Consider the following 22,407-nt stretch of genomic DNA (forward strand, 5'->3'; position numbering starts at 1 on the left):
CCCTGTGACTGCGGTAGACTTCGGGCCAACGGTCCGGTGACCGAAGTGCGTCTTGCGGCGAGAGGTCAGAAATGATCGCGTTTCATGCGAAAGATCTCGAAAGCGCTCTTTCGAATATCCGCGAGGAAGTTCGCAGGAGCGTCGAAGACGGTCATGGCGACCAGCAATTCGTCCTGATCCCGGCGGAACAGTATCTGCGTCTGCGGGACACCAAGATCATCGATCTGCGCGAGGTATCGCCGGACCTTCTGGACGAAATGGCCCGTCAGCTCGACGAGGCCGTCGACAAGAGGCCGGCCGACGAAATGCCGGCATAGACCGCGATGGCGCGGATCCCCCCGCCGGAACCGGGGCTGGTCGTTCGCTACGATTTTCTCTGGCCCGAAGACGCCGCGCGAGGGCTGGTCAGCGGAAAGGACCGTCCGGCCTGCGTCGTTCTTGTCGTGGCGCGCCCGCTGCATCCGCAGAGCCCGGAGGTGATCCTGCTGCCGATCACGCACCGGCCGCCGTCGCCGGGGAGTTTCGCGCTCGAACTGCCGGCGGCGGAAAAGCGCCGCCTCGGTCTCGACGATGAGCGATCGTGGATCGCCATCGAGTATGCCAACCGCGAGGACTGGCCGAAGGGTCTGGTTCCCGTTGGCGGGCGGAACGAAGGCTTCACCTATGGAACGCTGTCCGGTCCGATCGCTCGACAACTGGCGGAACTGTTGCGCGCCGCCGCCCGAGCCCGCCGCGTGACCATCGTCCCCCGCCCCTGACCTCACGCCGCCGCCCCTACGGGCGATGCCGCGGCAGCGGCCTTCGCGTCCGGCGCCGGGCGCAGGCCGAGCAGGTGGCCGATGGCGTAGACGAGGTCGGCGCGGTTCATCGTGTAGAAGTGGAAGTCGCGGTAGCCGCGCTTGACGAGGTCGAAGCACTGCTCGGCCGCAACCGTGGCGGCGACCAGCTGGCGGGTCTTGTCGTCGCGTTCCAGGCCCTCGAAGCGATGCGCGAGCCAGGCTGGCACACTGGCGCCGGCGCGCCGGGCGAAGCCGGCGGTGCGCTCGAAATCGAGCACCGGGATGATCCCCGGCACGATCGGGATGTCGATCCCGGCCGCGCGGACGCGGTCGACGTAACGCTCGAAGATGTCGTTGTCGAAGAAGAACTGGGTGATGGCACGGGTCGCCCCGGCCTCGACCTTGCGCTTCAGGAGTTGGATGTCGGCGGGCAGATCCGGGCTTTCGGGATGCTTTTCCGGATAGGCCGAGACCGAGATCTCGAAATCGCCGATCGCCCGGATGCCGCGGATCAGGTCCGGCGTCGAGGCATAGCCGCCCGGATGCGGCTGGTACTTGCGGCCCATGCCGTCGGCCGGATCGCCGCGCAGCGCCACGATATGGCGCACGCCCGCGGCCTTGTAGCTGCGCACGACCTGGTCGACCTCCTCGCGCGTGGCGTCGACGCAGGTCAGATGCGCCGCCGGGGCGAGATCGGTCTCGCGGATGATGCGCGCCACGGTCGCGTGGGTGCGCTCGCGGGTCGAGCCGCCGGCGCCGTAGGTGACCGAGACGAAGCTCGGCCGGAGCGGCGCGAGGCGCTCGATGCAGGACCACAGGGTCTCCTCCATCTTCTCCGTCTTGGGCGGGAAGAACTCGAATGAGACGCGGATCGGCGCGGTTGAGCCGAGCAGATGATCGAACTGGGCGCCGGTCATGCCACCGCCTCCCTTCTCTTCAGATCGTGGGCGACGAGCAGGCGCGGGTCGCGCGCCAGCCAGAGCGTGACGGTGAGCTGTCCCGGCCCAGGGGCCGGCAGGTCGCGGATCGTCTCGACGGCGAGCCCGGCCTGTTCGAGCAGCCGCGTGATCTCGCCATGGGAGAAGCCGAGCCGGCGGTGGGCGTGCTCCTCACGCAGGAATTCCAGATCGTGGGGCGCGAAATCGACCACCACGATGCGGCCGCCCGGCCGCAGCACGCGCGCAGCCTCGCGGATCGCGCGGGCCGGATCCTCCAGATAGTGCAGCACCTGGTGCAGCGAGACGAGATCGAAGCTGTCGCGCGGCAGGTCGAGCGCGTAGATGTCGCCGAGCCGGACCTGGGCGCCGGTGACGCCGGCCCGGTCGAGATGGGCACGGGCGACCGCCAGCATGTCGTGCGACAGGTCGATGCCGAGCGCACGCGCCCAGCGCCCGTCGAGCAGTTCGATCAGGCGGCCGGTGCCGGTGCCGAGATCCAGATAGGCGTCGAACGGCGTCGTCCCGATCGCCTCCTGGATCGCCGTCTCGACCACGGAATCCTCGACCTGCAACGAGCGGATCTCGTCCCAGGCATGGGCGTTGCGGGCGAAATAGGCTGCCGCCCGCTCCGAGCGCGCCCGCTTGACCTGGTCGAGCCGCTCGCGGTCGCGCGCCAGCCGGGCGTCGCGCGCGTCGATCAGGCTGCGGATCACCGAGGCGAGCGTCACCGTCGCGGCGTTGTCGGCGAGCCGGTAGTAGACCCAGGCGCCCTCGGGGAAGCGGTCGACCAGGCCGGCCTCGGTCAGGAGCTTCAGGTGGCGCGAGATGCGCGGCTGGCTCTGGCCGAGGATCTCGGTCAGGTCCTTGACCGTCAGATCGCCCTTTTCGAGCAGGACCAGGATGCGCAGGCGCGTCGGCTCCCCGGCGGCGCGCAGGAACTCGACCAGCTGGTCGGCGGACATGCGGTCGGCCGGATCGGGCGCGGCGAGGGGCGACAGAAAGCTCATGAGACGGACATAAAGATATCTTTATGCGAGATCAAGAGACTTTGGTCCGGAACCGACACTTTCTGTCCGCAGGACGGTGGATCGCCCCCTGCCCGTCGAGAGCCTGTCCCGGTCAAATAGAAACGATCGGACCGAAAAAGACCGGGTCAAGCCATTGAATCCAGAGCACTTCCTTGCCGATTGGATGAGTCCATCCCATCGGTAGGGAAGTGCTCTGGCAAATGCGGGACCGGAAGGCCGGCCGCCCGCATGACCGGCCCCGTTCGGCCAAAGAAAAGGGGCGCCCCGAAGGACGCCCCCGACCCGGCGCCGATCGGCGCCCCGTCTCAAGGTTCGACGCGCGACGGCGTCCCGGAGAGACCGGCAGCGATCTCGCGTCGCCGGTCATCCGATCCCGTGTCAGCCGATCATTGGCAATAGTCCCAATAGCCCTGGATGCGCCGGCCGTCGGTCCAGTACCAGCAGAGGTCGGGACCCGGGGCCGCCGGCACCATGCCGACGGCACCGACCGCCAGGACCGTGCCGAGCGCCACGCCGCCGACCCAGTAGCCGTAATGCGGGCGATGATGCCACGGACGGACCACGACCTTGTGCGGCTTGACGACGATGCCGCCGTGATACGGCTTGCCGTAGAAGCCGCCCGGACGGCCGACCACGACGACGCCGTGATGATGACCGCCGCCCTTGACGATGACCTTGGCGGTCTTTTCGGGCGCGACGCCGGCGGCGAGATCGGCGGTCGCCGGACGCGGACCGGCCGGCAGCGCGGAGGCCGCGCCGGGGACCAGCATGCTGGCGGCCAGGACGGCGGCCGTCACGGATTGCAGATGAGACATGGCCCACTCCTCTTCTGGCCATTCCGGCCGGGCGACACCCCGCCGGACCTGTCGACGCCCGGTCGGCCTCGATGGCCGTCCCGCGCTCCGAACAATAGGTAGGACTCTACCGCATGCCGCGAAATTCGCGAAAGTGCCTAGGGTTTGGGCCGACCGCCTCGGAAACGCAGCCGATCGCCCCGCTTCGGAGCGGAACAGGCGCAGATTTCCTCCGCCTTCACCCCCCGGCATGCGCCGTGCATGCCCGCCCCGACCGCCCTCGCGCCCCGGAGCCTCGATGTCCAAGCCTGAACTGATCGTCGCCCTCGGCGAGCGCCGCTACGCCGTCGAACGTCCCTGGCCGCAGACGCCGGAGGGGCGCGCGCTCAAGGGGATCACCGATGTCGCAGTCGATAGTCGCGGACAGGTGCTGGTCTATCAGCGCATCGACAGCCTGGTCGAGGCGACGATCGATGCGGTCGCGGTGTTCGATGCCGCAGGTCAATGGGTGGGGTCCTGGGGCCGCGACGAAGTGGTCGACGCGCATTCGCTGTCGGTCGCGCCCGACGGACGCATCCTGCTGATCGACCGCGACGCCCATCAGGTGCTGATCTTCGATGCCGATTTCCGCCCGCTTGGGAGCCTCGGCGAGCGACACGGCCCGAACCGGCCCTTCAACCACCCGACCGACGTGGCGGTCGCCCCGAGCGGCGACATCTATGTCGCCGACGGCTATGGCGCCGCCCATGTCCACCGCTTCGATGCCGCCGGTCGCCTGCTGCAGACCTGGGGACGCCCCGGCCGGGGCCCCGGCGAGTTCACCACGCCGCACGGCATCGCCGTCCTGCCCGATGGCCGCGTGCTGGTCGGCGACCGCGAGAACGACCGCGTCCAGGTCTTCACGCCCGAGGGGGCCTTCCTGGACGCCTGGGGTGATTTCTTCCACCCGATGGACATCCATGTCGACGCGACCGGCCTCGTCCACGTCACCGACCAGATCCCGCGCCTGTCGCTGCTCGCCCCCGACGGCACCCTCCTCGGCCGCTGCCGCCCCGTCCTCAACGGCGCCCACGGCATGTCCAGCGACAAGGCCGGCAACCTCTATCTCGCCGAGCAGAACCCGAACCGGGTCACGAGGCTGCGGCGGTTGGGGTGACGGGTCGGCGCTGGCGCGTACGGCTCGTCAGAAAGTTCTCGACCACCGACGCGATGCGTGCTTCGGGGAGCCGGTCGATGCCGAAGAGCCCGTAGAGCGGCAGAACCAGAGCGGAGATCGTCGGCAACAGGGCTTCGGGAAGCGCCGCGCCCCCAACCATCACCTCCGCCGAATAGTCGCCCTGGCGCGCCGGGCGCGTCGGAAGGCCCAGGTCCTCCAACGGACTGGCCCATGACCTCAATTGTCGCCCCAAAAGCCCGGTATAGGTGACGCGGAACCTGACTTCGGGTGGCCGCGCCCAGTCCGTCTGCAAGTGTTCGGCAACCTGACGGGCATGAAGCAGGGTTTCGCAGATCCGCCAGATCGGCAGGGTCCAGTCGAAAACCGTAGCCGGGTCAAAGGTGTCCTGCGAATCCTCTTGATGGCCGCGAAGGATCACAGCCCTGCCGTCTGGCGCGACACGCCAAAAATCGCAGCTGGCTGCATCGCTGAAGGTCCGGTCCACGCCTTCGAAACCGTCCGGCTTGAGCCACGTTTCGATCAGTCCGTTGATCTCGATCGGCGACAAGCCCTGCTGATCACGCACCATGAACAAGGGCCAACCCGTATGCGGCTGCACCGAAGCGGCGAGGATTTTCTGCAACTCGGCAGGCGATACCTGCCGCAAGTCGCCATCCAGCCAATAGTCAAACCGGAACCAACCATGCGGAAAGCGCGCCGCGGCGTCCGGCTCCAACCGGTCAGTCAGATCGCGCCAGCGCGCCATGGCCTCGCGCACGAAGCGGTCCTGCGCATCTTCCGGCGGGCGTTCGTCGAGGAGGCCGACGACGCGCAGGATGTCGAAGGCCTTGGCGAGGGTCAGCGTGGTCTCGCCACGCTCGAAGGCCGCCATGGTCGGGATGCTGACGCCGGCCAGCGCGGCGTGGTTGCGCTGGGTCAGGCCTTCGGCCTTGCGGCGGCGCAGGGCTTCGGCGACGAGGTCGGGCCAGGCGAGCGGGGTCATGGCAGCAGTCTCAGGCATTGGCTCTCGACGATCTCCGAAAAGCGATGGACGAAGCCATCCGGCGGCTCGCCCTGAGGCGGCCGGATCAGCGGCGCGGCCTTGGCGACGCCGCGCTTCAGATCGGCAAAGGTCTGCCGGATCGCCGCTGACGTGAGGCCGATCTCGCGACCGAAAGTCTCGAAGTCCTCGCGCACGATCTCGCCTGTCTGCCGCCGGCGTCCGCCCAGCGCGAGCGCAAACTCGCCGTCGAAGCGATCGCCATAGACCAGCGTATTGAGCACGTCATAGGCCGGCGACAGGCGCAGTCCCTCGGGACGCTCCAACAGCGAGAAGTTCTTGAGATGCGCGTCGCAATTGCCGATCAGCGCATAGACGACGAGGCGGCGGAAGAAGCGCGCCAGGTCGATCACGGGGCGCGCCGAATGGCGCGCGATGGCGCCGGCCACTTCCTCATAGGACGCCTCATACTTGCCACGGTGGTTGCGCCCCTGCGGCTTGGACAGAATCTGGGCACAGTCTTCCAGCCGAAGGCGCCGTCCACCCGCGTCGCGATCGAAGCGATGGACGATCAGCGCATGGTCGTCGACGCCGCCGACGCCGCCGGCCTCGAAGGCGGTCACCTCGTCCCGGCCGAGCACGGCCGCCGTCCAGCGCAGGCTAAGCAGTTCGTTGCGCACGAAGGTCGGGTTGGCGTCCGAATTGAATTTGGCGATGAACGGCGCGGCGCCCTCGGCCGGTGCCGGGAGAAATCCCGTGACGCCGCGGACGACGAGCAGCTTGCGCTGGACACCCGACACAGTGCGGCCGGGATTGACGGTCGGGTCGACAAAGGCGTCGGAACGCGTGCCCTCCGTCTCGGCCCCGATGCTGATCGCCCCGATGCAATCGGCGCCGTAGCGCAGGAGCAGGCCGAAATCATCCTCGATGGCCAGCCGTGCGACCCGTGCCTGCCCCTCGCGCAGCCAGCCTTCCGTCCCGAGATGTTCGAACACTGGATGCAGGCCGATCGGCCATTCATGCTCGCGACGCGTCGCCGGTAGCGCGCAGGCGATGTCCTGCTGCCACCCGGAATCGTATTCGAAACGCGTGCCGCGTTCCGTCTCGATCAGATGCCCGGCCGGCTGGCCCTTGAACAGGATCCTGGCGACGCGCCCCATGATAGAACCATAACTCCGCGCGGAGCCTAGTCTGTGGCTCCACCCCTCATTTCAGGAGTCATAGCTTAATTTTCAATGGTCAGATTGGAAAAATGAAGCCGTAGCTTCCGTTCGCCCAAAGTGCGCCTGGAAATGAAACCATACCTTCATTTCAACGAAGACAAGCGCGACCTGCCCTGAGGGACGAAGCGATGCTTTCACTTCGGACTGGTCGAAATCCTCGTCTCGACCGGGCTGGCGCCACCGGCACGCGAACGCGCCGGTGGCTGAGGCATCAGCGCGTCAGCGGCTTGTAGCGGATGCGGTGGGGTTCGATGGCGTCGGGGCCGAGGCGGCGCTTCTTGTCGGCTTCATAGTCCTGGAAGTTGCCCTCGAACCATTCGACGTGGCTGTCGCCCTCGAAGGCCAGCATATGGGTGGCGATGCGGTCGAGGAACCAGCGATCGTGGCTGATGATCACGGCGCAGCCGGCGAAGTCTTCCAGCGCCTCTTCGAGTGCCCGCAGGGTTTCCACGTCGAGGTCGTTGGTCGGTTCGTCGAGCAGCAGCAGGTTGGCGCCGGATTTCAGCATCTTGGCCAGATGCACGCGGTTGCGCTCGCCGCCCGAGAGCATGCCGACCTTCTTCTGCTGATCGCCGCCCTTGAAGTTGAAGGCGCCGCAATAGGCGCGCGAATGCATCTCGCGCTTGCCGAGATAGATCACGTCGTTGCCGCCGGAGATCTCCTCCCAGACGGTCTTGTTCGGATCGAGCGCGTCGCGCGACTGGTCGACATAGCCAAGATGCACGCTTTCGCCGATCGTGATCGTGCCGGCGTCGGGCTTGTCCTGACCGGTGATCATGCGGAACAGCGTCGTCTTGCCGGCGCCGTTCGGGCCGATCACGCCGACGATGCCGCCCGGCGGCAGCTTGAAGGTCAGGTCGTCGATCAGCAGCCGGTCGCCGTAGCCCTTCTTCAGGCCCTCGAAATTGATGACGTTGTTGCCGAGCCGCTCGGCCACCGGAATGATGATCTGCGTGGCTGTGATCTGCTTGTCGTCGGCCTGCCGGACCAGATCCTCGTAGCGCTGGATGCGGGCCTTGGACTTGGCCTGACGCGCGCGCGGGCTGGCGGCGATCCATTCCTGCTCGCGGGCCAGCGTGCGCTGGCGCGCCTCGTCCTCGCGGCCCTCCTGCTCCAGGCGCTTCTGCTTCTGGCCGAGCCAGGCGGAATAGTTGCCCTGGTAGGGAATGCCGCGGCCGCGATCGAGCTCCAGGATCCAACTCGTCACATTGTCGAGGAAGTAGCGGTCGTGGGTCACGATCAGCGCCGCGCCCTTGAATTCGCGCAGGTGCTTTTCGAGCCAGGCGACGGACTCGGCGTCGAGATGGTTGGTCGGCTCGTCGAGCAGCAGCAGGTCCGGCTCGGACAGCAGCAGCTTGCACAAGGCGACGCGGCGGCGCTCGCCGCCCGACAGCTTGGTCACGTCCGCATCCGGCGCCGGGCAGCGCAGCGCGTCCATGGCCATCTCGACCTTGCTTTCCAGATCCCACAGCCCCCCGGCGTCGATCTGGTCCTGCAGCGTGGTCATCTCCTCCATCAACTCGTCCGAATAGTCTTCGGCGAGCTTCATGGAGATCTCGTTGTAGCGATCGACCAGCGCCTTCTTCGGCGCCACGCCGAGCATGACGTTGCCGAACACATCGAGCGCCGGATCGAGTTGCGGCTCCTGCTCCAGGTAGCCGACGCGCGCGCCCTTCGCCACCCAGGCTTCGCCGGAAAAGTCCTTGTCGACCCCGCCCATGATCTTCAGGAGCGTCGACTTGCCCGAACCGTTGACGCCGAGAACACCGATCTTGGCGTCGGGGAAGAACTGCAGGTGAACGTTGTCGAGGATCTTCTTGCCGCCCGGATAGGCCTTCGACAGACCGTTCATGTAATAGATGTATTCGTAGGAAGCCATGAGCCTCGCTGCCTCTCGTCCGGTCGGGATGGTCGGGTCGCGGAGGCGGCCGGACGGCCGCGCGACGTTCGGGCACACATGTAGCGATAGCCCCGGCCCGGAGCAATGGCCGGAAACGGCCGTGCGCGGCCGCTAGAGGACGCGACGTTGCGACGCCGGTCGGCGCACGGATGCGAATCGGCAATTCTGAGGGGCAGAATCGAAATCAATTCGCCGATGGTTTATTTTTCGTTAAGACCTGTGGTATTTTTGTGATTGCGCACAATTGGCGCAATGCTAGATTATATTGTCATTTCAATATCTATTGGAGATAGAACCATGCGTGGGCTGCGGACAGCCGCCGCGATTGCGATCGCGTGCGCGCTCGGAGGGTGTCAGGCCGGAATTTTCCGCGAATGGTCGATGGACGGAGGCTCCAGCCTCAGCCTCGATGCCAGCCAGCGGCTGGTGTTCGTCACCGAGCGCGGCGGGCGCGGGCGGGATCAGCGCATCGTCTGCGCCGAGCCGAGCCCGGACAGCATCACGTCGATGTCGGCAACGTTGGCCGCCAGTGCCGGGCAATCGAACACGGTCACGCGCCAAGTCGTCGATGCTGAGGGCAAGCCCGCTTTTGATGCGGCCGGCAAGCCCATCATGGAGACGCGGTCGAATGACGCACAGGCAGCCTTGGCGGCCGGCTTCGCACAGAACGCGGCATTCATCGGCATGCGAACGCAGACGATCCAATTGCTGCGCGACGGCCTGTTCCGCGCTTGCGAGGCTTACATGAACGGGGCCATCGACGAGGTTCAGTACAGCATGTTGCTCGTCAACATGCCGCGCATCATGGCCGCCTTGGTGGCGACCGATGGATTGACCGGACGACCTGCCGCACCGCCGGTCATTCTTGCCGCGCCGAGCGTCAAGACGTCCGTCACACCGGGCGCCAATGGCCCCGGCGGCAGCGCCGACGTCGCGCCCTCGACGGTCACGCAGGTCACGTCGGAAGTGCTCAAGTTGCCGGCCCCGGACAATCAGGCTGCGGTAGCCGACGCGGTCAGGGACATCACCCTCAGCATCACCAGGCAACCAACCATGCACGGTCTCTGCGTCTCGCTGATGGCCGCCGCACCGGATCCCAAGGCTGCCTACGACTACCGGCAATACGACGCCAATTTCAGGGAAGTGGTGCAGATGTGCCGCCAGATCTTCAAGGGGCTGCCGCAACTTTACGCCAAAGGCGAAACACCCGTAGGCGGCTCAAAAGGTCCGGACGCTCGCCCGGCTGCGATGTCGATCATGCCACAATGAGCGGGACCGGAATTTCCGCGACGGCGTGATCCGACCTCGTCCACAGCCCATCCCCCTGCGCCTCGCTCGGGTAGGCGGACTGCATCAGGGCCAGAAAGCCGACCGCGCGATCGCGGTCGGCGGCGGCGCGGGTCAGGCTGCGCAGTCGGATGGACTGGCCGTCGTGACGTATGACGCTGATTGTTCGGCGGTTCATGTCGACGCCTCCCATCCTCGACGGACGGAGCGGGCCTCAGCCGCGCTCCCTCCCGGTTTCCGTCCCTGTCGGTTCGGGGCTCGCAGCACCGGGCTTCAGCGCCGGCGGGAACCTCCGCGACGCGTCTCCTTCGGGAGGCGCACCGCAACTTGGGGACAGGATAGGAAGTCGCGGCAGAACCGGGACTGAAGCGCGCCTTCAGCGGGCGTTCAGGCGATCGGGCCGGCTTTCGCGGGGGGCACCGATGTCCTGCGCCGGCCTCAACGGCCGCCTCAATGGCTTTCCGCCGCGCCGAGCACGCGGATCGCCGCATTGGCGCCGCCTTCGATGCTCGCCTTGACCTCGGCGGGATCGAGCACGAAGCGGGTCGGGATCCGGCCGAGCGTCTGCGCCGTTCCGGCATCGAGATCCTCGAAGGCGATCCGTTCGACCCGAACCGACACCTTCCGGCAGTCCCAGCCCTCGGTCGAACCGCGAATCCGCGCCACCTCGTCCGGGTTCAGTGCGCAGCGCCACGTCTTCAGACGCGACTCCCAGGCCTGCATCTGCAGGCGCAGCACTTCGAACGAGTTGCGCACGGCGGAATCGATCGCCGTATCGGTCACCGCCTCGAGCAGTGCCGAGCCGCTCGGCCCCTCCAGGGTCTTGGCGTAATCGGACGGCAGCGTGCGGCCGGAATCGACGACCACGAAGATGAACCTCTCCACCACCACCGCATCGTCGCGGTTGAGCGGTTTGTACGGCTCGGTCGCAGAGGCAAGCGCGACGTTGAAGCCGGCCAGACCCCAGTTGTCGGTCAGTCCGCCGTCGAGCAGCTTGACGAAGGCGACCTGGCCGATGTCGCGATACTTGCGCAGGGCGGAGATGTAGTTGCGCACGATCGGCGACGAATCGCGTCGGCGCGCCATCTCCTCGAGATGATCGGGCAGCTTGAAGCCGCACTTGTCGGCATAGGACTTGATCACGACCGGGGCGAACACGATCGGCACGGCCGCCGACGCCGCGACCGCCTCGGCGATCGGATAGGTCGACAGATCCGAGCAGATCGAGCCGAACGTCACCGGCTCGAAGATGAACGGCGTCTTGGAGGTGATGTCCGAGGCGTTGATCCACACGACCGGGCGGCCGGGCCGGTTGAGGTCGCGGAAGGTGGCGTTGCCGAACAGGTTCTTCTTCAGCCAGGCCGGAAAGCCATTGCGGTCGTTGACGCCGGAATCGAGCGCGCGGGTGATGTTGGTGACCGAATAGAACGAGCGGCGCAGCGACTCTTCCGCATCGCGATAGAGGAAGCGCTGCTCGAAATCGCCGAGACCGGCGCGCCCCCTGAGCCCGAACCAGGCCGCCGTGACCGAACCGCCCGAAACGCCCGAAACGAACCGGACCTGATCCAGCATCGAGCCGCCGCCCTCGACCGGAACCCGCTCCAGCCCGCGCAGCACGCCATAGGAGAAGGCGGACGCCCGCATGCCGCCGCCCGAAAAGGCGAGCCCGACGATGGTCGGCCGCAGCGTGTCGTCGCCGCCGACCGTATTGGTCGGCGTGAGCACCGGCATCGCGGTCGGCTCGTTGACGGGCGTGATGTCGAGCGATGCGCAGGCCGACAGGCCGCCGGTCAGCACGGCGGCGGCGAGAGTGGCTCGAAGGGTCGGAACCATGCGCGAAAGGGCCTCCGGACGGCGGGTCGGCCGGCGAGGCGGGCCGGCGCGGGTGGCGAGATCGAACGAATGCCCCGTTATCACCGGGAATGGGGCATGCGAAAGGCAGTGCCTCGGCAGACCGCAGAACCGGGCCCGAATTCGGGCCCCGCCGCCCGACACGGCCCGGCCGGCATGGTGACCGGATCGTTAACGCCTACCCCCGGCTTTTCTGCTGTCGGGATGTGAAACTGTAAATAAAAGCCATGATCTTCGCTTGTCGCCCCCGGCATCGCGGCCTAGCCTCCGCCCGGGTGTGCAAGGCCGATGCATCGTTTCATGAACAGTACCATCCCATCCTTCGGCTCGCTGTCGCAATCGTTGGATCGCTATCTGTCGAGGCAGGTTCGCTGCCGCAACGGCAACGATGCCCTGGCGCGCCAGCTCTCGCTGTTGTTTTCGATCACATGCGAGACGAGCGGACCCGAAGAAATCGAGCAATTCGACAGGATCTTCAATCGGCTGGTCGACGAGGCCGCGATCGACACGCGCGCCTTTCTGTCGGTTCAGTTCTCCGTTGCCGCCAGGGCGCCGCGCACCACCATCCGCCGGCTGGCCAGGGACGTGATCGAGGTGGCCCGGCCGATCCTGGTGCACTCGCCCCATCTCGACGATGCCGATCTGATCGCCGTCGCGGTCGACGCCGGTCTCGCCCACATGGCGGCGATCGCCGAGAGAGCCGAACTGTCGGTCGTGGTGACCGATATTCTGGTCCGGCGCGGCGATGACGACCTGCGCCGCAAGGTCGCTGCCAATCACGGCGCCTTGCTGTCCGGGCAGGGCTTTCGCCGGTTGTCCGAACAGGCGCGCACCGATGCGCGGCTCGAGGGCCATCTTGTCGAGCGCGAGGATCTGCCGGCGATCGTGGTCCGCTTCCTGGTCCGGCACGGCACCGGCAAGGCGCGCGAGTGCTTCGCCACGACCGGCACCCTCGCATCCGGGCCGGTCCGCCGCGAGGAGAGCCTGCCGGCGGATTTCGTCCCGCGCTCGGTGGCGTCGTGGCTCGCCATCTACGATTTCGACGCCGCCGAGGCCCGCGTTGCGGCCTTCGCCGACCACGGCCAACGCGGCGAACCGTTGCTGCTGCGCTTCGTCGCCGAGGAGCGCTTCCCCGAAGCGGCGGTTCTGCTCGCCCGCATGCTCGGCGTCGGCCGCGATGCGGTGGTCGGCTGGTTGACGGACGCGGACCCGCAGGCCTTCCTGGTTGCCGCCCGAACGCTTCCGCTGCAGGTGCGCACCGTCTCCGGACTGCTCAATATCGGCCCCTGGCGGCAGGGCTTGAACGGACGGACCCGCCAATGCGCAATCCGCAGCTATCAGGCGCTTCCGATCGAGGCCTGCCGTCAAAGGCTGGCCGCGTTGAGCCGCGCGTCCGGGCCTGCCGGACCGCAGCCGCCGGACGACCGGCGCAGCGACCGGCGCGGCGACCGGGGCTGCGCTCTCGACGCGGATTGGTGGTCCCCCGATCCAAGTCCCGCCGGCGCCTGACGATCCCGGGGGCCTTGGCAGACCTTCGACGCGAGCGCCCCGCCGGCCCTGCAGCCTGCCCCGGTCGGATCGACACGACCCGACCCAAAAGGACCGGCTCAAGCCCTTGAATCCGGAGCATTTCCTTGTCGATTGGATGATTCCATCCGGTCGGAAAATGCTCTAAGGTCGCGGCCCGTCTCACCCTTCCGGTCAGTCCCCTCCATGCAGATCGACATCTCCGAACTGGTCGCCGCTTTCCCGGATTTCCGCGTCGCCGTGGTGGTCGCCTCGGATCTCGCCATTCCGGCCGCCCGGCCGCCCGGCCTGGCCGGCATCATCGCGGAGCGCGAGGCCATGGCCCGCGACCGCTGGGGCGGCCTGGAACTGGCGCAGATCCCGGGCGTCTCGGTCTGGCGCGTCGCCTACAAGGGCTTCGGCATCAAGCGGACCAGCTATCGCTCCTCGGTCGAGCGGATCGTCAAGAACGTGCTGGCCGGCCGCTCGATCCCGGAGATCAACGGTTTCGTCGACGCCTACAATGCCGTCTCGCTCAGCCATGTCTTCCCGCTCGGCGCCGACGACATGGCCCGGCTGACCGGCGACATCGCCTTCCGCTATGCGCGCGACGGCGACAGCTTCGTCGACATGGCCGCCTCCGGCGAGGAGGCGGAGGGGGCGGAGGCCGCGGCGCCGGCCGGCCCGGTCGAGGATCCGCCGAAGCCCGGCGAGGTGGTCTTCGCCGACGCGGCCCATGTGCTCTGCCGGCGCTGGAACTGGCGCCAGGATGCCCGCTCGCTGGTCTCCCCCGAGACGCGCAGCGCGCTCCTCACCGTGCAGGCCAACGGCACCGGCGATCTCGACGCCGCAGTCGCGGATGTCTGCGACCTGTTCGCCCGCTTCTGCGGCGCGACGACCGCCGTCACGATCGCCGATCGCGGCCGGCCGCAGGCGACCGTGCTCGGCACCTGACGCGGTGATTGCGGGAGGCTGGCTTCAGAGCGGCGTGCCGGCCGGACAGCCGTCGATCGTGGCGAGCAGGATGCGGGCGGCCCAGGTGGCGCGCACCGTGGCATAGCGGGGACCCGGCGGACGGCGCAGGCCGAGCAGGCGCTCGGTCGGCAGATCGCCGGCCAGCAGGCCGAACCACACCCGCAAGGCCGAACGGGCATTGAGCGATCCGATCAGCCCGGCACGGTTGGCGGCTGCGAACATCCTGAGGGCCGTACGGGTGACCGGACGGCGACCGGAATCGCGTAAGATGCGCGCCAGTTCCGGCTCGTTCTCGGCTTCCGCGACCGCCAGGCGGGTCAGCGCCATCGTGTCCGTGGCGAGCCCGCGCTCCAGAAAGGCAGCCCCGAACTCGATCAGCAGCGCCTGGAACGAGGCACGGTCGGTCGGCGCCGGCAGCACGGCGGCCGGCGACATCTGCGCCGCGCGATCCGAGATCAGGGCGGACAGAATGCCGGCCTTGGTTCCGAAGGCCGCGTAGATGTCGCGCTTGGAGACCTGGGCGACCCGCGCGACATCCGCCGTGGTCAGCGCCGCATAGCCTTTTTCGGCCAGCAGGCGGCCGGCGGCTTCAAGAATCCGGTGCCGTCGCAACTCCGCTCCGGTCGATGCCGGACGCCCGGCGGTGTCCGCCAGGTCGGGGACAGCGGCCGGGCTCATGGCCGCGTGGCCGCCACGCTCGGACGCGCGGCCCAGCCGGCCATCGCGGCCTTCAGGGCCCCCGAGGCCTCGATGATCGCGCCGCCCTCCGGGGTCCGGGCGACATAATCGAGGATCGGCACCAGATTGGCATCCGCATAGGTGAAGCCGTCGCCGACCAGGTGGCCGTTCTCGGCGACCGCCGCGGCGATCAGCCCGAGCGCCTTTTCCACCTGCGGCAGCACGGCGGCGATCTTGTCCCGGTCCGGCCCGCCCTCCGGGGGCATCATGTAGGCGAGCACGTAGCGGCGGACGAGGATCGGATCGAGGGTCGTGTTGACGAGGCTGACCCATTGCTCGACCCGGGCGGCGGCGACCGGATCGGCTGGAATCAGGCGCGGTTCCGGAAAAGTCGCCTCCAGATAGCCGACGATCGCGCGGGATTCGTAGAGTTCGAGGGCGCCGTGGCGCAGGATCGGGATGCGACCGAAGGGGTGGACCGCATCGACGGCCGCACTGTGCGGCCGCGCCGGCACCAGATCGTAGGCGATGCCCTTTTCCTCGGCCACGATGCGACAGACGCGCACATAGGTCGAAAAGGGCGCCCCGATGATCTGTGGCTTCGACTGTGTCCCGCTCATGCCTCACGCCCCCCGACGCCGGTGTCCGGGTTGACGTTAGAGCACGGTCCGGCCCCTTCGCGCCAGCCCTCGCGCGCCCGCCACCGTTGTGCCACGCTCCGGCGAACCGATCGAGCAGGCTGCCATGTCGAATCTGCATTTCGTCGAAACGCCCGCTGCCGGCCGGCTTGCGCTGATGCCGGCGCCGCAGCGCGCCGACTTCCGAACGATGGCCAAGGCCGGCATCGCGCTGGTGGTCTCTTTGCTGCCGGTCGCGGAGGCCGAACGGCTCGCGCTGGCGGCGGAGGCGCGGTTGTGCCGGCAGGCCGGATTCGATTTCGTGAATTTCCCGATCGCCGACTTCGCCGTGCCGGAGGATTTCGGCGCGGCCGCTGCCCTGGTCGGTGCGATCGCGGATCAGCTCGCCGGCGGGGATGCGGTCGCGATCCATTGCCGCGCCGGCATCGGCCGCTCGGGCATGTTCGCCTCGGCCGTGCTGGTCGCCCTCGGCGAGACCCCGGATGCGGCCATGGCGGCGGTCTCGGCCGCGCGCGGCTGCGACGTGCCGGAAACGGAGGCGCAGCGCGCCTGGGTGCGGGACTTTGCGGCCTACGCCGCCGAGCGGGTCACGGCCGGCGGCTGATCGTTCGGGCCCGCCGAAGATGCGCACCCGCGACCTGGCCGATACTCCCCGTGGAACTGCCGGGCGCGGGGTCCTTCCGGCCGGGCTTCGCCGCCCAAACGGATCCCACGCTCGGCAGGATTGCGGGTTCGTCACGCTCTCGTGGCCGTCCGCCCGCTGCGAGGGATCCGGACCTCGCCGGCCCTCGCCTTCGGCGACCGCTTTGCCGCCGGAACTTGGATTGGAGGCTAGCAGGACGCTTGGAACCGTAGCTGAAGCGGACGTTCAGCCGCCGTTCATCCGGTTCGCCCGCCGGACCAGACCGCATCGAGCCGCTCCAGGCCGCGAAAATGATAGCTGTCGCGCCAGACCGGGGGTCCGGCCAGGCGCAGGCCCGGCAGCCGATTAAACAGGACCGGCAGCGCGACGGCGAGTTCGAGCCGGGCGAGCGGCGCGCCGACGCAGAAATGGATGCCGGCCCCGAAGGCGAGATGGGGACCGGGCGCGCGCGTCGGATCGAAGCGGTCCGGCAGCGGAAAACGGTCCGGATCGCGCCCGGCCGCGGCGAGCAGCAGACCGATCTTCTCGCCACGGGCGAAGGACCGGCCGCAGAAGACGAAATCCTCGAGCGCATAGCGCGTGAAGAGATGCAGCGGCGGATCGAAGCGCAGGCATTCCTCCACCGTCCGCCCGGTCGCGTCGGCATCGGCGAACAGGCCGGACGGATCGAGACCCGCGGCCAGGATCACCGCCAGCGCATTGCCGATGGCATGCACGGTCGCCTCATGGCCGGCATTCAGGAGCAGGATCACGGTGGTGACCAGTTCCTCCTCCGAAAGCCGGTCGGCGCCGTCGCGTGCGGCGACGAGGGCGCTCAGGAGATCGTCCCGCGGCCGCACGCGCCGGGCGGCGATGGCCGAGCGGGCATAGTCCTGGAACGCCAGCGTGGCGGCGACACAGGCCGCCTCGACGGCCGGATCGGCGCCGAACTGATAGATCGCCACCATGTCGTGCGACCAGGCGACCAGCTGCGGCCCGTCCTCGACCGGCACGCCGAGCAGCCCGCAGATGACCGCGACCGGGATCGGCGCGGCGAAATCGGCGATCAGATCGGCCCCGCCCTGGCGGGCGATGGCGTCGGCCAGGGTCTCGGCCAGCCGCACGATCGCCGGCCGCAGGCCCTCGACGGCCCGGGCCGTGAAGGCGCGGTTGACGAGGCCGCGCAGCCGGGTATGGGCCGGCGGCTCGCGTTCCAGCATCGAGCCGCGCTCGAAGGCCAGGAACGGCGCGAGACCGGGCGATGGCGCCGGCCAGCCGAGGTCCTCGCGGCTCGCCCGGTCCAGGATGTCGCGCCCGAAGCGCCGGTCGCGCAGGGCGGCGCCGACCACCCCATGGCGCGCCGAACAGACGAAGCCGTAGTCCTTCCAGACGAACAGGTCGCCGAGATCGCGCATTGCCCGATAGGCCGGATAGGGATCGCGGAAGAACTCCGGATCGCGGGGCGAGCAGGCGAAGCGGGCAGGCATCCGACGCGGCTCCGAAGCGGGTTGACCGGGCGCGCCGGCGAGCCCGTACGGACCGCCACCGAGACCCGGAAGATATTGGCAAATCTTCTAAAATCGTCTGTTGTTACACTATGTAACTCGACATTCATGCCGGCGCAAACAAGGCTCGGGACGGTTTCGCAACGTCAAGAACGGAGCTCTCCGATGCGCCCCTCCGCAAGCCTCGCCCTCCTGTCCGTCCTGGCGCTCGGCGCCGCGTTTGCCGTGCCCTCGGTCGCGTCCGCCAAGCCGGCCGCCCTGCCGGCTTCCGGAAAGCCGTTCAAGCTCGGCGGACTGACGGTCGTCTCCTGGTATCCGTCGACCCGCACCGCGAAGCTGCCGCTGATCCTGTTCTCGCACGGCTATGGCGGCTGCGGCGCGCAATCGACCTTCCTGACCACGGCGCTGGCCGGTGCCGGCTATATCGTCGTCGCGCCGAACCATGCCGACGCCTCCTGCGGCCCGGGCGATCCGCCGGCGCCGGAAATCCCCTTCGAACAGCCGGCCGCCTGGAACGACACGACCTATCTGGCCCGCAAGACCGACATGGTCGGGCTGGTCGCCGCGCTCAAGGCCGACAAGGCCTGGAATGCGGCGATCGACTGGACCCGGGTCGCCGGCATGGGCCATTCGCTCGGCGGCTACACGATGCTGGGGCTCGGCGGCGGCTGGCCGTCCTGGGACCAGCCGGTGATCAAGGCCGTGCTGGCGCTCTCGCCCTATTGCGCGCCCTATCTCGACGAAGGCGCGCTCGGCAGCATCGCCGCGCCGGTCATGTATCAGGGCGGCACCCTCGACTATGCGGTGACGCCGACCGTCAAGCGCCCGGACGGCTGCTACGCGCGCACAGCCGCGCCGGCCTATTTCGTCGAATTCGCCGGCGCCGCCCACAATGCCTGGAGCGATCTCGGCAACACCAACAATGCCCAGATCATCTACTATGCGCGCAACTTCTTCGACGTCACTCTGAAGGGCGCCGACCCGTCGCAGCTGCTGACCTCGATCGCCGGGGTGACGACCTATTGGTGGAAGCGCTGAGCCGCCGGATGCCCGACGCGGCCTCCACCGCCTGACCGCCACCGCCCGCCGGCGGATCACTTCGCCAGCGCGTCCTTCACGGCCGTCGCCAGTTGCTTCAGCGAGAAGGGCTTGGGCAGGAAGTGGAAGCTCTCGCCCTCCGGCAGGTTCTTGGCGAAGGCATCCTCGGCATAGCCGGACACGAAGATGATCTTGAGCTCCGGCCGCTGCTTGCGCAACTCGCGCAGCAGCGAGGGGCCGTCCAGTTCCGGCATGACCACGTCGGAGACGACGAGGTCGATGCGCCCGCCGGTCTCCTCCATCACCGCCAGGGCCTCGGTCCCCGAACCCGCCTCGTGCACCGTGTAGCCGCGCGAGCGCAGCGCGCGCGACGCGAAGGCGCGCACGGCCTCCTCGTCCTCGACCAGCAGGATGGTGGCCGAGCCGGTCAGGTCGGTGCTCTGCTGCTGCTGGCCCTCCGGACCGACCTTGTCGGCCTCGCGCTCGACCTCGGTCTCGACATGACGCGGCAGCAGGATGTGGAAGGTCGTGCCCTTGCCGATCTCGCTCGAGCAATAGACGAAGCCGCCGGTCTGCTTGACGATGCCGTAGACGGTCGACAGGCCGAGCCCGGTGCCCTGCCCGACCGCCTTGGTGGTGAAGAAGGGCTCGAAGATCTTCTCCATGATGTCCGGCGGGATGCCGGTGCCGGTGTCGGTCACCTCGATCGAGACATAGTCGGCGGCCGGCATGCCCGGCGTCTTGTAGGCGAGCTTGTCGTCGGCCGAGACGTTGCGGGTGACGATGGTCAGCCGGCCGCCATTCGGCATGGCGTCGCGCGCATTGACCGCCAGATTGACGATGACCTGTTCGAGCTGGCTGGTATCGGCCTTGACCGGCCAGAGATCGCGGCCGTGCACGACGCTGAGCTCGACCTTCTCGCCGAGCAGGCGGGCGAGCAGCATGTGCAGGTCGGCGAGCGTGTCGCCGAGGCGGATCACCTCCGGGCGCAGCGTCTGACGGCGCGAGAAGGCGAGCAGCTGCCGGACCAGCGCGGCCGCGCGGTTGGCATTCTGCTTGATGTTCATGATGTCCTGGAAGGACGGATCGGTCGGCCGGTGCGAAGCGAGCAGCAGGTCGGAGAAGCCGATGATCGCCGTCAGCACGTTGTTGAAGTCGTGCGCGATGCCGCCGGCGAGCTGGCCGATCGCCTGCATCTTCATCGACTGGGCGAATTGCTGTTCGAGTTCGCGCTGCTGGGTCGTCTCCAGCGCGTAGACGATCGCCGTCTCGCCCTCGCCGTCGCCCTCCTGCACGGCGGAGACGAAGAAGCGCACCGAGCGATGGCGCTTGTCCTCGCCACCGGCCAGTTCCGCCTCGATCGGCTGGATGTCGCCGCGCCCCTGGCCGGCCGCCTCCAGCGCCGCCGACAGGTCGGCGCGGCGGCTCTCGGCGACCTGCAGCACCAGCCGGCGCGCCTCGCCGCCCTCGCCCATTCGGATGTCGCCGAAGAGCTTCAGGAACGGCGCATTGGTGCGGCCGATGCGGCCTTCGCGGTCGACCGAGGCGATCGCGATCGGGGTCGAATTGAAGAAGCGGGCGAAGCGGACCTCGGCGGCGCGCAGGGCTTCCGACACGTCCTCGCCGGGCGAGCGGTTCAGCACCAGCGTCCGGCTGTCGCCGAGCACCCCGGTGCCGGAGATCGGCACCTTGTGCATCAGCCGCACCGGCAGGCTCTGGCCGTTGCGCTTGACGAGGTCGAGATCGATGATCCGCGTCTTGTTGGCGTCGGCCGGCCCGTTCAGGTCGGTGATCAGCGCCGCGCCCTGGCCCTGGACGATGTCCTTGAGGCCGATGCCGCCGGGCTCGAACTTGGCCAGGTCGTAGCCGAGCCAGTCGGCGAGCGTCGCGTTCAGATAGGTGATCCGGCCGCGCGGATCGGCCGAGAAGAAGCCGGCCGGCGCGTGATCCAGGAAGGTCACGACCTGTTGCAGTTCCTGGAAGCTGGTCTCCTGCTCGTCGCGGTCGCGCGTGATGTCGGCCACCTGCCAGACGGTCAGGGCGGCCGGCGACGCCCCGTTCCGGCCGGCCGGCAGGTCGAGCGGACGGACCCGGACGCGGAACCAGCGCGGGCCGCCCTCGGACCGGCCGAGCGGCGACAGGGTGCGGATCTCCTCGCGCGCCGCGCGCCGGTCGCGGGCGGCGGTGGCCAGCCGGAACATCGGCTCGGCCGCATCCGGATCGCCCGCGAAGCTGCGCTCCACGGTGCGGATGTCGGTCGCCGCCTCGGCGCGGATCAGCTCGGCATAGGCGCGATTGGCATAGACGATCCGACCCTCGCGGTCGGTGACGACGACGCCCTCCCCGGTCGTGTCCAGGAAGGCCTTGGAGAGCGGATGCCCGTCGCGGCGCGCGCCGAAGCGGACGAGCCCGATCGCCCCGGCAAACAGGGCGAAGACGCCGATGACGGCGAGCAGACCGAGCAGGATCTGCACCCAGATCGCCGCATCCTCGCGCCGCATCAGGGCGAGCACCACCGCCGCCCCGACGAGCCCGAGGGCAAGGGCGAGCAGGAGCCCGATGCTGCCGGTCTTTTCGGCCCTGTCGACCACAGGTTCGCTTCCCGTATTCCCCGCGTCCGTTTCGACCATGCTGCGATTCCCGATATCCTGCTGACATTACCGCAGTCTGCGCCGCGCGGCGCGCCTTTTTCCCCGGCCGCCCTGCGGCGTCGGTATCCGGTTGCGCCCCAGCGCAGCCACACGGCCGGCGATGCCCGCCACGCCGGTCCCGCCCGCCCCGCCGGCTCCGCGGGTCCCGCCGGTCCGACGCCCGATCGTCGCCCCACCAGCGCGCGTTCCGCGTTCCATGCCGGATCCGATCCACCGCCCCCCCGAAACCGCAATCCCGGACAAGGCCCGAAGGGCCGCCGATCCGGGACCCACTCGCCTTCAAGCCACGTCAAGATCCCTTGCGAAAACATGCCCTTGCGACCCGCCGCACGCAGAGTGGGCCCCGGCTCTCCGCTAGCGCTCCGGCCGGGGATGCGGGCCGCGGGATCGAATCCAGACGACGCCCGGCCGTTCTGCCCCTCACGCCCGTCACGCCGGACCCGCCCGTCACGCCATCCCGCCATCCTACTCGTCCCGCCATCCCGCCCGTCGCGCCCATCACGCCGGATCCGCCCGTTACGCCGGATCCGCCGCAGCATCGACATCTCGGCCGCTGCGCGCAGCGCGTTTGATCTCCTGCTCCATCCCCGGTCTCCCGGCTTCCCGGTGCCCCAGTTTCCCGTTCCCCGGTCTCCCGTTCCCCCGTTCCCCATCCCCCGCCCCCGAAACCGCAATCCCGGACAAGGCCCGAAGGGCCGCCGATCCGGGACCCACTCGCCTTCAAGCCACGTCAAGATCCCTTGCGAAAACATACCCTTGCGACCCGTCACCCGCAGAGTGGGCCCCGGCTCTCCGCTGGCGCTCCGGCCGGGGATGCGAACCGCGGGATCGAATGCAG

20 protein-coding genes are annotated in these 22,407 nt (G+C 68.6%); 8 read left to right on the forward strand and 12 right to left on the reverse strand.

Annotated features, from left to right (window positions below):
* The first annotated feature begins 71 nt into the window (after nucleotides 1-71).
* Entirely contained in the window at nucleotides 72-317 is a 246-nt protein-coding gene (locus ABB55_RS05130) for a hypothetical protein (protein WP_054357849.1), read from the forward strand.
* Nucleotides 318-323: 6 nt separating this feature from the next.
* A complete protein-coding gene (locus tag ABB55_RS05135) occupies nucleotides 324-758 on the forward strand; it encodes a hypothetical protein (RefSeq protein ID WP_054357850.1) in 435 nt (144 codons plus the stop codon).
* 2 nt (nucleotides 759-760) lie between these two features.
* Here the strand turns inward: ABB55_RS05135 and metF are convergent, their stop codons facing one another.
* The 3 genes from metF to ABB55_RS05150 all read right to left on the reverse strand — a co-directional run bounded on the left by metF (nucleotide 761) and on the right by ABB55_RS05150 (nucleotide 3,560).
* On the reverse strand, nucleotides 761-1,696 hold the full coding sequence (metF, locus tag ABB55_RS05140) for a methylenetetrahydrofolate reductase [NAD(P)H] (RefSeq protein WP_054357851.1): 936 nt from the start codon (nucleotides 1,694-1,696) through the stop codon (nucleotides 761-763).
* Nucleotides 1,693-2,724, reverse strand: coding sequence for an ArsR/SmtB family transcription factor (locus ABB55_RS05145; protein ID WP_054357852.1), 1,032 nt, complete (start codon nucleotides 2,722-2,724; stop codon nucleotides 1,693-1,695). The genes metF and ABB55_RS05145 overlap by 4 nt, the downstream gene beginning before the upstream one ends.
* Nucleotides 2,725-3,131: 407 nt before the next feature.
* A complete protein-coding gene (locus ABB55_RS05150; protein ID WP_054357853.1) occupies nucleotides 3,132-3,560 on the reverse strand; it encodes a hypothetical protein in 429 nt (142 codons plus the stop codon).
* Nucleotides 3,561-3,837: 277 nt separating this feature from the next.
* Here ABB55_RS05150 and ABB55_RS05155 point away from each other — a divergent pair, with 277 nt between their 5' ends.
* Nucleotides 3,838-4,695, forward strand: a complete 858-nt coding sequence (locus ABB55_RS05155) for a peptidyl-alpha-hydroxyglycine alpha-amidating lyase family protein (RefSeq protein ID WP_054357854.1) — start codon at nucleotides 3,838-3,840, stop codon at nucleotides 4,693-4,695.
* On the opposite strand, the gene ABB55_RS05160 is transcribed toward ABB55_RS05155, so the two are convergent.
* The 3 genes from ABB55_RS05160 to ettA all read right to left on the reverse strand — a co-directional run bounded on the left by ABB55_RS05160 (nucleotide 4,670) and on the right by ettA (nucleotide 8,797).
* Nucleotides 4,670-5,698: a helix-turn-helix domain-containing protein gene (locus ABB55_RS05160; RefSeq protein WP_244471972.1), complete on the reverse strand. Its 1,029-nt coding sequence runs from the start codon at nucleotides 5,696-5,698 to the stop codon at nucleotides 4,670-4,672. The two genes, ABB55_RS05155 and ABB55_RS05160, sit on opposite strands and share 26 nt — an antisense overlap.
* Nucleotides 5,695-6,855, reverse strand: a complete 1,161-nt coding sequence (locus tag ABB55_RS05165) for a type II toxin-antitoxin system HipA family toxin (protein ID WP_054357856.1) — start codon at nucleotides 6,853-6,855, stop codon at nucleotides 5,695-5,697. The genes ABB55_RS05160 and ABB55_RS05165 overlap by 4 nt, the downstream gene beginning before the upstream one ends.
* A 274-nt stretch (nucleotides 6,856-7,129) precedes the next feature.
* A complete protein-coding gene (ettA, locus tag ABB55_RS05170) occupies nucleotides 7,130-8,797 on the reverse strand; it encodes an energy-dependent translational throttle protein EttA (protein ID WP_054357857.1) in 1,668 nt (555 codons plus the stop codon).
* A gap of 318 nt (nucleotides 8,798-9,115) precedes the next feature.
* On the opposite strand from ettA, the gene ABB55_RS05175 reads away from it, so the two are divergent.
* Complete coding sequence (locus tag ABB55_RS05175; RefSeq protein WP_054357858.1) at nucleotides 9,116-10,087, forward strand: hypothetical protein; 972 nt, start codon at nucleotides 9,116-9,118, stop codon at nucleotides 10,085-10,087.
* Here the strand turns inward: ABB55_RS05175 and ABB55_RS05180 are convergent.
* Both ABB55_RS05180 and ABB55_RS05185 read right to left on the reverse strand, forming a co-directional pair.
* On the reverse strand, nucleotides 10,074-10,283 hold the full coding sequence (locus ABB55_RS05180) for a hypothetical protein (RefSeq protein ID WP_152981926.1): 210 nt from the start codon (nucleotides 10,281-10,283) through the stop codon (nucleotides 10,074-10,076). The two genes, ABB55_RS05175 and ABB55_RS05180, sit on opposite strands and share 14 nt — an antisense overlap.
* Before the next feature lie 272 nt (nucleotides 10,284-10,555).
* A complete protein-coding gene (locus ABB55_RS05185) occupies nucleotides 10,556-11,938 on the reverse strand; it encodes a patatin-like phospholipase family protein (protein WP_054357860.1) in 1,383 nt (460 codons plus the stop codon).
* A 318-nt stretch (nucleotides 11,939-12,256) separates the two neighbouring features.
* On the opposite strand from ABB55_RS05185, the gene ABB55_RS05190 reads away from it, so the two are divergent.
* Both ABB55_RS05190 and ABB55_RS05195 read left to right on the forward strand, forming a co-directional pair.
* Nucleotides 12,257-13,465 carry a DUF2336 domain-containing protein gene (locus ABB55_RS05190; protein ID WP_054357861.1) on the forward strand — a complete coding sequence of 403 codons (1,209 nt, stop codon included), beginning with the start codon at nucleotides 12,257-12,259 and terminating at the stop codon, nucleotides 13,463-13,465.
* A gap of 204 nt (nucleotides 13,466-13,669) precedes the next feature.
* Nucleotides 13,670-14,416: a B3/B4 domain-containing protein gene (locus ABB55_RS05195; protein WP_054357862.1), complete on the forward strand. Its 747-nt coding sequence runs from the start codon at nucleotides 13,670-13,672 to the stop codon at nucleotides 14,414-14,416.
* A gap of 24 nt (nucleotides 14,417-14,440) precedes the next feature.
* Here the strand turns inward: ABB55_RS05195 and ABB55_RS05200 are convergent, their stop codons facing one another.
* Entirely contained in the window at nucleotides 14,441-15,049 is a 609-nt protein-coding gene (locus ABB55_RS05200; protein ID WP_054357863.1) for a TetR/AcrR family transcriptional regulator, read from the reverse strand.
* 62 nt (nucleotides 15,050-15,111) lie between these two features.
* Nucleotides 15,112-15,735: a glutathione S-transferase family protein gene (locus tag ABB55_RS05205; RefSeq protein WP_054357864.1), complete on the reverse strand. Its 624-nt coding sequence runs from the start codon at nucleotides 15,733-15,735 to the stop codon at nucleotides 15,112-15,114.
* A gap of 124 nt (nucleotides 15,736-15,859) precedes the next feature.
* Here ABB55_RS05205 and ABB55_RS05210 point away from each other — a divergent pair, with 124 nt between their 5' ends.
* Nucleotides 15,860-16,357, forward strand: coding sequence for a protein-tyrosine phosphatase family protein (locus ABB55_RS05210; protein WP_054357865.1), 498 nt, complete (start codon nucleotides 15,860-15,862; stop codon nucleotides 16,355-16,357).
* A 275-nt stretch (nucleotides 16,358-16,632) separates the two neighbouring features.
* Here ABB55_RS05210 and ABB55_RS05215 read toward each other — a convergent pair whose 3' ends face one another.
* On the reverse strand, nucleotides 16,633-17,862 hold the full coding sequence (locus ABB55_RS05215; protein ID WP_054357866.1) for a cytochrome P450: 1,230 nt from the start codon (nucleotides 17,860-17,862) through the stop codon (nucleotides 16,633-16,635).
* Nucleotides 17,863-18,045: 183 nt separating this feature from the next.
* Between ABB55_RS05215 and ABB55_RS05220 the strand changes: the two genes are divergently transcribed.
* Complete coding sequence (locus tag ABB55_RS05220; RefSeq protein ID WP_054357867.1) at nucleotides 18,046-18,918, forward strand: alpha/beta hydrolase family protein; 873 nt, start codon at nucleotides 18,046-18,048, stop codon at nucleotides 18,916-18,918.
* 56 nt (nucleotides 18,919-18,974) lie between these two features.
* On the opposite strand, the gene cckA is transcribed toward ABB55_RS05220, so the two are convergent.
* Nucleotides 18,975-21,548 carry a cell cycle histidine kinase CckA gene (gene cckA / locus ABB55_RS05225; RefSeq protein ID WP_054357868.1) on the reverse strand — a complete coding sequence of 858 codons (2,574 nt, stop codon included), beginning with the start codon at nucleotides 21,546-21,548 and terminating at the stop codon, nucleotides 18,975-18,977.
* Nucleotides 21,549-22,407: the final 859 nt, after the last annotated feature.

Origin of the sequence: Prosthecodimorpha hirschii (genome assembly GCF_001305515.1) — a bacterium.
GTDB classification, from domain to species: domain Bacteria; phylum Pseudomonadota; class Alphaproteobacteria; order Rhizobiales; family Ancalomicrobiaceae; genus Prosthecodimorpha; species Prosthecodimorpha hirschii.

Bases quoted from the DNA above. Each gene is read 5' to 3' on its own strand.
- ABB55_RS05130 (WP_054357849.1), top strand. From the start codon at position 72: ATGATCGCGTTTCATGCGAAAGATCTCGAAAGCGCTCTTTCGAATATC.
- ABB55_RS05135 (WP_054357850.1), top strand. From the start codon at position 324: ATGGCGCGGATCCCCCCGCCGGAACCGGGGCTGGTCGTTCGCTACGAT.
- metF (WP_054357851.1), bottom strand. From the start codon at position 1,696: ATGACCGGCGCCCAGTTCGATCATCTGCTCGGCTCAACCGCGCCGATC.
- ABB55_RS05145 (WP_054357852.1), bottom strand. From the start codon at position 2,724: ATGAGCTTTCTGTCGCCCCTCGCCGCGCCCGATCCGGCCGACCGCATG.
- ABB55_RS05150 (WP_054357853.1), bottom strand. From the start codon at position 3,560: ATGTCTCATCTGCAATCCGTGACGGCCGCCGTCCTGGCCGCCAGCATG.
- ABB55_RS05155 (WP_054357854.1), top strand. From the start codon at position 3,838: ATGTCCAAGCCTGAACTGATCGTCGCCCTCGGCGAGCGCCGCTACGCC.
- ABB55_RS05160 (WP_244471972.1), bottom strand. From the start codon at position 5,698: ATGACCCCGCTCGCCTGGCCCGACCTCGTCGCCGAAGCCCTGCGCCGC.
- ABB55_RS05165 (WP_054357856.1), bottom strand. From the start codon at position 6,855: ATGGGGCGCGTCGCCAGGATCCTGTTCAAGGGCCAGCCGGCCGGGCAT.
- ettA (WP_054357857.1), bottom strand. From the start codon at position 8,797: ATGGCTTCCTACGAATACATCTATTACATGAACGGTCTGTCGAAGGCC.
- ABB55_RS05175 (WP_054357858.1), top strand. From the start codon at position 9,116: ATGCGTGGGCTGCGGACAGCCGCCGCGATTGCGATCGCGTGCGCGCTC.
- ABB55_RS05180 (WP_152981926.1), bottom strand. From the start codon at position 10,283: ATGAACCGCCGAACAATCAGCGTCATACGTCACGACGGCCAGTCCATC.
- ABB55_RS05185 (WP_054357860.1), bottom strand. From the start codon at position 11,938: ATGGTTCCGACCCTTCGAGCCACTCTCGCCGCCGCCGTGCTGACCGGC.
- ABB55_RS05190 (WP_054357861.1), top strand. From the start codon at position 12,257: ATGAACAGTACCATCCCATCCTTCGGCTCGCTGTCGCAATCGTTGGAT.
- ABB55_RS05195 (WP_054357862.1), top strand. From the start codon at position 13,670: ATGCAGATCGACATCTCCGAACTGGTCGCCGCTTTCCCGGATTTCCGC.
- ABB55_RS05205 (WP_054357864.1), bottom strand. From the start codon at position 15,735: ATGAGCGGGACACAGTCGAAGCCACAGATCATCGGGGCGCCCTTTTCG.
- ABB55_RS05210 (WP_054357865.1), top strand. From the start codon at position 15,860: ATGTCGAATCTGCATTTCGTCGAAACGCCCGCTGCCGGCCGGCTTGCG.
- ABB55_RS05215 (WP_054357866.1), bottom strand. From the start codon at position 17,862: ATGCCTGCCCGCTTCGCCTGCTCGCCCCGCGATCCGGAGTTCTTCCGC.
- ABB55_RS05220 (WP_054357867.1), top strand. From the start codon at position 18,046: ATGCGCCCCTCCGCAAGCCTCGCCCTCCTGTCCGTCCTGGCGCTCGGC.
- cckA (WP_054357868.1), bottom strand. From the start codon at position 21,548: ATGGTCGAAACGGACGCGGGGAATACGGGAAGCGAACCTGTGGTCGAC.